The sequence below is a fragment of the Vibrio sp. M250220 genome, from assembly GCF_036533795.1.
In the GTDB taxonomy this organism is placed as follows: domain Bacteria; phylum Pseudomonadota; class Gammaproteobacteria; order Enterobacterales; family Vibrionaceae; genus Vibrio.
This window is the reverse complement of record NZ_JATABI010000073.1, coordinates 1-8,950: the sequence shown is the minus strand read 5'-3', so window position 1 is coordinate 8,950 and position 8,950 is coordinate 1. Positions and strand designations below refer to the sequence as shown.

The window sequence follows — 8,950 nt, the reverse complement described above, 5'->3', positions numbered from 1 at the left end:
AAATACTCACTATCGAAATGCGAAGAAATATCGCTATACCACCTAACCGATGCCAATAAATAGATTGAATCATTAGTATTAACCCGCGTAGTAAAGCCTAAAAAAAACTTATCAATATCGTTCCTAAAACCAATGTCACTTGAAATTATATTCCCACTATCGGTTTTCACATAAGGCGCAACAAATAACTCTCCGCCGTATTTTTGTGTTACGTCTTGATTGAAATCTAAATAGCTTAACGAAGCGCCATAAGAGATGTAATTGTCAGTATAATAAGCACTACTCACTCTATAACTTGAGATAGATTCACCAATAGTTTCGCTAATAGCTACACCAGCGGATAGGTCCGTATAGACAGCAGTTGACGCATTATAAGATGCAAAAATTAACAACAAAGCTACGTATCTATTCATAGTTCATGCTCCACATATAAATAAAAGTTGTCATGATATTCACCGGAGCTAATCGAGGCTATATTGATATTTTCAAAGCTAAAATTGAGTGTTAGGTCGATACGATTCGTCAAATTGCTAGGTATCTTCACTGAACTATTTTTAACTGATCCATCTTCGACGAGTATGTTATCTTGGCACACATTGCATTCAACACTGTAAGGGATTTCGCCTTCACCAACTAACTTCTTCATTTGATAAGAACTTCGCCCTGTTGCTAACGACAATTTAATACCTGAAGAGAATTTTCCAGCCACGCTGAGTCGATAATTTGTGTCACCACTCACTTTATCTTCCTTAAAGCGATTAAAAAATTTACCATCACCGGAAACAATATCGATGGAAGTAACGCCATCAGTCTCATTGACTACAACAAACTCTAGATTGATAGGAAGCAAACGTCTTGCGCGTACATCTCCCCAGTAGTAATCAAACGTTGCTTCAAGCATTACATTTCCGGCATAGACCCCATCAGGTTTAGTCGCAAAGGATCTCTTAATACTCTGCTGATCAAAACTGATTACTGGGCGAACTAGCGTAAACGCTGCTTGTTCTTGGCTGATTTGATAGACAGCATTTTGGCTATCGCACTTACCTCTAACCAAAGAAATGACCGACCCTGATTGACAAGAACCACTTGTTTGTTCATCAAGTGGGGATTGCGAAGAACTGCCTAAATGAAATTCAAACCCCAAAAGTGTAAAATCAATTTCATTATCAACATTTCCCGAACGAAGTACTACCTTTGTTGATGTATCTACAGGTAATTTGGGAGACCATTTGCTAGTAGTTGGTACCGAAAATGGTATATCCCAAAGCGATGGCTTATAAACACTACCTTCGTTGATATAACTGTCATGGTGGATCGTATCGCCGGATACGCGCATGTTAAATTGGGAAGCATGGGCGACAGAAGCTAACGTAATCCCAACTATGAGTGAGAGTAAAAGGATAGGCCTGCTCATAGGACTCCCTTACTACCCGGACGAATGACAACTTCTTCCTTAAATACACTTCGGTAAGTACGCGCCTTGATTTCAAGCTGTTGTCCTTTAAACTCATCAGCTGTTAAATCAAACTTTCTACCAGCGAGAATTTTTAATGGTCTTTTACAACTTATTTTCACATCACAGTTCTTAGGTATGACATCAACATAAAGAAAAGTTTTACCATGATTAATGAGCGACAAGGCGCCTGAATCGCTATACGAATACTCAAGTTCTATTTCAGCTGGATTAGCAGGAACAATGACAATCGGAGCAAAGCCAATTGCGAACTGCACTAAACTCGCATCTAGCTCGCCCTCGTAGTAAGGAACAGGAACGAGGCCAACTTTGAACACATGGTCTCGATTTCTATCACATTTTTTTTCGACACACTTAAACTTCATTATAATGTCTTTTTTAAAACTAGGTTCAAGTATTGCTCTTGCTGGAAATATGTTCAGCTTCCATTCGTCAATATTATTTTTTGTGTACTTTTTTTCTCTCAAGTCACCTTTATCAAGAAAAATCTCACTTACTGAAGTATTTAAAAAAATTCTTGAATCTTGCACATTTGTGACGGTAACGACCGCTTTATCTTCTTTATTGGCAACGACAAAAAGATCACTAACCTGAATAGCAAGTACTTTAAATGGCAGAAAAAAGAACAAACTAGAGACTATTAATAAGCTATATCTATACATCATCATCACCAATAGAAATTGAATTAATTGAGTAGAACGAATCTCTTCCTTCTAAGTTCACCACAAAAGATTGAATAGTTTTAATCGTATCTAACTGTGTCACTGATAGACCTGAATTTTCTGTTATAAACAAAAACACACTATTACCTACCTGCTTAACTAAATAGTTAATATTTGACTGTTTTAACTGAGAAATTATGAATTCATGCTGATTTTTATCTTCAAACCTTCCAACAAAGAAAACATCTTCTTCATCTAAGATAGATATATCTTCATAGTCTATTAACGTTGATAAGGTAGCTTGTTTATTAGTCATACATATGCCATTTAAATGGCTAACGCCATCGGATTGGCCTAAAACACACAAACTCTTCTGCGAAACAATCTGATATTTTTCACCATAAGTGGTACTAATCCTAAACACTCCATCAGAAGTGACTGGTTCAATAGAAACACAAGCTTTCCCGACACACTGTGCGTATTTAATTGGATTACCATAAAAATCTTCCAATATAACCATATCAGTCTTTACTTCAGAATATTGAGTACTAATGTTTAACACTGTACCTGGATACATAAATTGGGAAAAACGCTTGACAGAACGCTGTTGCTCAACGCCTTCATCGACATATACATCCAACTCAGTGTAACTTTGAACAGGTATGATTCTTTCCTCATTAGAAATTAATTCGCGTCCTATGTAAGTATTGTTATTTTTTAGCGAAAATTCAACATCATCGCCCGGTTTCGCTCCTTTGACACTAAACTTGGCGAAAGCATTCGATTTTTTTGCTGTAAATGATATGCCACTGTTATCTAAAATTTGAGTGTTTTTCAGGGTTACTGACACGCTCTCACGGCCACTTTTATCAAGCGAAACATAGGCATCTCCTCCCATATATTTCCCTTCAGAAGAAGCGAAACCAGTTAAATAACCGTTAACCACCGTGTTGTTATCGAAATTTCCTGTCAGGCTTAAATTTGTGGTTAAGGAGTCTTTCATATAGCTATGAGATAGCTTAGCTTCGTTAACATAGCTTCGGTCATTTTTATAGCGATGTGATAAAGACGTCGAAAAACCAGACCCAAGATCATAAGTCCACGTAAGAGAGAGAGTCCAATCATCAGCTCGTTCATTACGTTGATATTGACCGTAGAAATTTAATGTACCAAATGGTGTAAATCGATTTATCCCAGCAGAAAGAACGCCATATTTGCCGAAATAATCGAAATTACCCTCATTTATATCATATTGTAAATAATACCGAGATCCCGCCGCGATACCACTAAGGCCTAATGATGCGTTGCTATACGGCTCGACCCCGTAAATCTCAGAATTAAAGCCTTGACTCGTACTATCAGTAGAGACATACCTCTCCATTTGGGCATAGAAATTATAATAATCGAACGTTAAACGGTTGTAGTTAGAACCGTTGTCAAACCACCCACCTGAGTAGGAAAACAGTGAATTCTCGGTTAACGCTAACTTGGTCCCAAGTTGAGTAAAAATATCTTTGCCATTCGAACTGAAAGCAGAGCCAAGTATCGTTTTATCATTGAGTCGGTAACTCCCTTTAGCGAAGCCATAGAGATCATTCGTCAACCCACTATCCAATGATTGCGCAACACCAAACTGATAATTATATTTGGTATTGGTCGCAGAAAATCTTGGATTATTGGTGATAAATTTCCTGTCTAATACGCGCGACTCGGTACTCGACTTTTCAATGATTTCAATATTGTAAACCCCTCGTGGTAACTCATCATATGATATGTAGTTAGCCCCTTTCTTGACCACTTTCGTCAGCAATACTTGTTGTCCACGAACGACTTCGATCCTAGCATCATTGTCAGCATAGTAATAGATACGTCTATTATTCTTAGTTCCCCCAAGAGCTAAATCCATACTATTACCAAAAGCAAAAAATCGTGTTGAAAAGTTCATTCCTTGATTTAAAAAATCTGCCTCATTAATTGAAACATTATTCAAAGACTGACCAGTTATGATCTTTTTATCATCAAAGTTTAACGTATAAATTGCAGTGTCCAAGCTATATTCTGATGGTTGATCCGAGGATATATAACTTTTAACATTACCGTCAAAATATAAGTGACCATATGGCAAGCCAAGTGTTAATTCATCTCTAAAATAGGTAAATGCTTGATCATCAGTTTTGTCAAAGTACAAGCTCGTCGAGTTAATCAAAGAGTAAATATTAGACTTACCATCGTGAAAAGATTGTATAGATGATTCATTGAATTGTTTATGGTTTACATAGATGGATAGCTTCTCATTGTCGAAGTCATAATCATAATAGCTACCACCGTTTTTTAACCTATTTTCTATGCATAGATACTTATCTTTCTCATCTTCACATTGATTACGACCGATACCCTGAACTAGAGTTGATACAATGTGATCAGCATCTTTATCTTTGATGTTATTTTTTAACAAGTAATCTCGTAGTTGCTTAGTTGCATCGTCATCATCGACGACCCTAAAATCATCAAAGTTTACCGATGATAATAGTGATATACTTCTTTTAGAACCAATAATACTAATATCAATTTGTTTATTTGCATATTCGAAAAAATCAGAAAACTCTGGCGGATAGCTACTTCCTACTGAGCTCACGGAATAAGATGAAAACAACAAAAAGAATAGTGCTAAGTTATTTGTAATATTCATAACATATCCTACCAAAAATTTAATACAGACACAGAAGCAATTCGAATTCTATAATTATGATTTAATAAAAATCACAGTCATTTAAACAAATTATAAGTAACAAAACCATGAAAAAGATTAAAAATTAAAGCTTGGCAACATTAATAAATTAAAAAACATGCGTAGCGCTGTTAATTTAAGATGTTAATCATCAAAGTAATATATCCTTCACACGAATATGCTTCATCGCCTTTTTCTAATCGAGAAAAAACCAACGACAACGGATTTGAGTCCTCGTTCTGACCTGTTTCAAATTCTAATTCAACTTTATTTTCATCCGTTAATTCAACTCCATTAATCGTTGCATCAACCACTATTTCATTGTCATTATCACAAGTCGAAGAATTTTGAGCGAGTTCTATAGAATAGTGATCGAAACTTCCTGAAGTTCGCGTGACGTTAACATCAATAATTTCTGGCTTAAATGAACTAGCCTTATCATCATAGCGGAGAACCTTATTATTATCTGACAGTTCAACCATTATTTCATCGCTTGTTTCTGGCAGCGTAATGCTAGCGGTTAACGGTAAGTTGATTCCTTTTCCTGCAAATGAACACTCCGCTATTAAAGTCAATAGAAAAAATAATGGTACTTTAATGCCCATAGCAACTCCAGAACATCAAAAATTGAGGCATGGTAAACCCCAACAAATAAATAGAAATTTATATAAAATGCTTATAAATTGTGAATATGTAAACTGCCAATTAAGGCAGTTTACATAACATAAATTAAGGAGTAGTAAGTGTTACGTCTGCATCTGTCACAAGAATCGTAGCTTGAACAAGTACATCATCTCCTTCTGCTAGCCCAATTGATGAAATGTCTTCACCTGTTTTAAGGGAAATATTTGTACCAGAAAGAACACCAGCTACAGCTGTGCCAACAGTAAGATCCTGCCCATCACCAGTTACTGTAATATCGGTGGTCTCTTCCATAAATCCACCCGTTTTTTGTAACTCAACTTTTTCAACTTTATACTTGTATGAACCCACATCAGTGTCATCAGTTTTTTTCACGGTAAACTGCATACGCGACGCAGTCTCAATTGTAATCCCATTAGAAGTACTATTGCTAAAACCAAGCATACCTGAATTAAACTCTGTTGACCCCACATTTACGATTTTGTAATCCGTAGATACCTCATCAACTTTCGGTACAGTACCTGACCAAGTGAAGGTAGCGGTAGCATCCGCTAAAGCAAATGTAGGAGCTGCCATAAGAGCAATAGCTAGTAGTGATTTACGAGTCATTTTCATATTTTTTACCTTAAAATTTTTAATTAACGCCATTATTAAATATTAACTTACATCTATTTTTAGAACTGAATTACCTATATCTCCTCTCTCATTAACTAACACTATTACTACATAGTAAGTGCCTGTTGATTGAACCGATAGAGTGAATCTCTTATTATTTAGTTTCTCTCTGTCCGATGGCTCAATTTTAACGTTATCATGTATCTCTTTAACTTCGACCAATTGATACTCACCAATATCATTGACTAAATATATTGTTGAAAGGTCGATTTCATAGCTGTCAGTCACTTGGCTTCTTGTTATTGATATCGTTTCATTATTTATTTCTAATGTCTTATTTTTATCTACAACATAAATATCAACGACGCCAATTTTTGTCTCCCCACTTTGGTTTTCAATCTTGTAGAAAACTCTTTTTATACCTTCAGTCTTTGATGTAAAACTAAACGTAGTGGATAATTTATCATACTCTATAAAACCATCAGATAGTGATTTCACTATAGTTAAATTATAATCATTCGGTGACAAGTTTAATTCATCACCAATGTTTATCTCGATTTCTTCGTTCAGTCCTAAAAACTTAACAATACTGTCATAATTGTTGTTCTTAGTCGCTACTACAAGAATATTATCCTGGTAAGATCTTAATCCATTTTCTGAGATTCCTCTCTTATACTCCAATACGTATTCACATATAGAACTACTACCAGAATATGACAAAACTCTATTTTCCGATATTGTTAGAGGTTGACAATTATCACTTTTCGACTGCATCGTTAATGAGCTCTTATCTATGTTATCCGAAATAGAAAATATGTCTTCGAACTTACCTACCTCTGTAATCTTATAGCTATTGGAAATAATCTTCCTATCTAGTTCATTAACACTAATGTGAGAATAGTCGGAGTTACATCCAGTGGCAAACAACGAGATGAAAACAATTAATAAACAACCTGAACATTTCATTATTTATCCTTATCTAAAGCCTGTTCCAATGTCACCCTTTAAGACCCATACCTATTCAAAACATACAAAAACAACATATAACCATTAACTCAATAGGCTGACATAAACTCAATAGAAAAGTACCTAAATATATTCGAGCTATAATCAAATACAGCGTTGTATGTGGTAAATTTGTTAGTCACATCATCGTAGTAAATATAATATTGGCCATGCATTCCAGCGCATCCTGAGGTCTGATCAATATAGATAGCTGGGATTGTTTCTTGCTTAATTGGATGAAAAAAATCCACACGGCTTATTACCCCGGTCATTACATTACTACTCTCCACCTTAAATAATGAATCTAACACTACGTCATCGCTATTTGAGTTCCAATGTCTCTTTTTGATAAAACCCTCAAAAATCGTCATATTTTTTGTATAGGATGCGTGGTTCCCACAACCTTTACCAACTATGTCAAAAGCAATTCGAAACGGCGTTTCATAATTCACTTCAAAGGAGTCATCAGAATCATAAAATGTCCAGCCGGCCGCAGGCACACCATCCACCCCCCTTCGTTTTGTAACAAAAAGTGATGCTCCTGTCGGTGAGGAAATGGTATCTGCAGGTTTACGTTCTAATACACCATCAGCATTAAAGATCAAATCTGATAATGGCGTATTACTATACTTTGTTAGCTTTAAATCACGCGATACAGAGAGATCGTTCTTTACCTCTACACCATCACCCCACAAAACAACTTTATTACCTTCATCTTTATTATGTAAATGAATCGAAACAGAACTGCCATCATCTTTACTCCTAATGGAATAATCGTTTACGAAAATATGATCCGTTAAACTATGAGGCCCTGCCGGTCCTTGTGGACCAGTATCACCCTTCGCACCAGTGTCACCTTTATCGCCTTTGGCACCCACTGGTCCTGCTGGACCTGTTGCGCCAGTGTCACCTTTAGGACCTTCTGGACCCGCTGGACCCGTTGCGCCAGTATCACCTTTATCGCCCTTGTCGCCCTTCAAGTTAGTGGTATCTTTTAACATAAACACACCATCAGCGGATGTTGTGATATATTTGTTGGCTGCATCACCACCTCTAAGAGCGTAGACCTTAGGGGCATTTCTAACATCTATCGTCCCTTGTGGCGCTTCTATATTGGCGTTTGTAACCACTAATGTTCTATCGATTATCGTCCTTCCGTCGTCAGACAATAGAATGCTACCTGAGTTTTCAGCTCTGGTATTACGTATCCTTTTACCCTGCATATCAAGATCTTTCGTAGCAGTGTGATTGCCTAAGTTATCAACAACATTATCTTTCAAGATAACATTGCCATTGTTGTCTGTAGTAAGGTGTTTGTTTGTCCCAACACCATTTGGCAAGCTTGGCAGATTTACATTTCCCCTTTGAACTATATCCCCTTTAATATCGGTCAAACCATAGACATTTATACCTTGACCCCAGAAGTTAAATTTAGAAGTGTCACCATCTAATTCAATCGAAAATTGAGTTTGCTCGCTATTCCTGATGTGAAAATCGTTTAAGTACAAATTACTCGTTAAACTATGAGGCCCTGCCGGTCCTTGTGGACCAGTATCACCCTTCGCACCAGTGTCACCTTTATCGCCTTTATCGCCTTTATCGCCTTTGGCACCCGCTGCTCCGGTATCACCTTTAGGACCTTGTGGGCCCGCTGGACCTTGTGGGCCCGTTGCTCCGGTATCACCTTTGGGACCTTGAATGCCCTGGTCACCTTTAGGACCTTCTGGACCCGTTGCTCCGGTATCACCTTTAGGACCTTGTGGGCCCGCTGGACCTTGTGGGCCCGTTGCTCCAGTATCACCTTTGTCGCCTTTATCGCCT

Annotated in this window: 7 protein-coding genes and 1 pseudogene; all 8 read right to left on the bottom strand. The window is 37.0% G+C overall.

Translation table 11 applies throughout. From position 1 onward, the window contains the following. Positions 1-413, bottom strand: a 413-nt coding sequence (locus tag QTN94_RS18610) for a hypothetical protein (protein ID WP_331428499.1), incomplete at its 3' end; no start/stop codon positions are given. Beyond that, positions 410-1,417, bottom strand: coding sequence for a hypothetical protein (locus QTN94_RS18605; protein ID WP_331428498.1), 1,008 nt, complete (start codon positions 1,415-1,417; stop codon positions 410-412). The genes QTN94_RS18605 and QTN94_RS18610, both read right to left, overlap by 4 nt. Continuing rightward, entirely contained in the window at positions 1,414-2,106 is a 693-nt protein-coding gene (locus tag QTN94_RS18600; RefSeq protein ID WP_331428497.1) for a hypothetical protein, read from the bottom strand. Before QTN94_RS18600 ends, QTN94_RS18605 begins: the two co-directional genes overlap by 4 nt. Before the next feature lie 25 nt (positions 2,107-2,131). Then, positions 2,132-4,828: a CS1-pili formation C-terminal domain-containing protein gene (locus QTN94_RS18595; RefSeq protein WP_331428496.1), complete on the bottom strand. Its 2,697-nt coding sequence runs from the start codon at positions 4,826-4,828 to the stop codon at positions 2,132-2,134. Between the two features lie 170 nt (positions 4,829-4,998). Beyond that, complete coding sequence (locus QTN94_RS18590) at positions 4,999-5,472, bottom strand: hypothetical protein (protein ID WP_331428495.1); 474 nt, start codon at positions 5,470-5,472, stop codon at positions 4,999-5,001. Positions 5,473-5,596: 124 nt separating this feature from the next. After that, positions 5,597-6,157, bottom strand: a complete 561-nt coding sequence (locus tag QTN94_RS18585) for a hypothetical protein (protein ID WP_331428494.1) — start codon at positions 6,155-6,157, stop codon at positions 5,597-5,599. A gap of 9 nt (positions 6,158-6,166) precedes the next feature. Next, positions 6,167-6,898 (bottom strand): hypothetical protein, encoded by a 732-nt coding sequence (locus tag QTN94_RS18580; protein ID WP_331428493.1) that lies wholly within the window; start codon positions 6,896-6,898, stop codon positions 6,167-6,169. 281 nt (positions 6,899-7,179) lie between these two features. Next, positions 7,180-8,950, bottom strand: a pseudogene (locus QTN94_RS18575) (hypothetical protein); the annotation flags it as partial.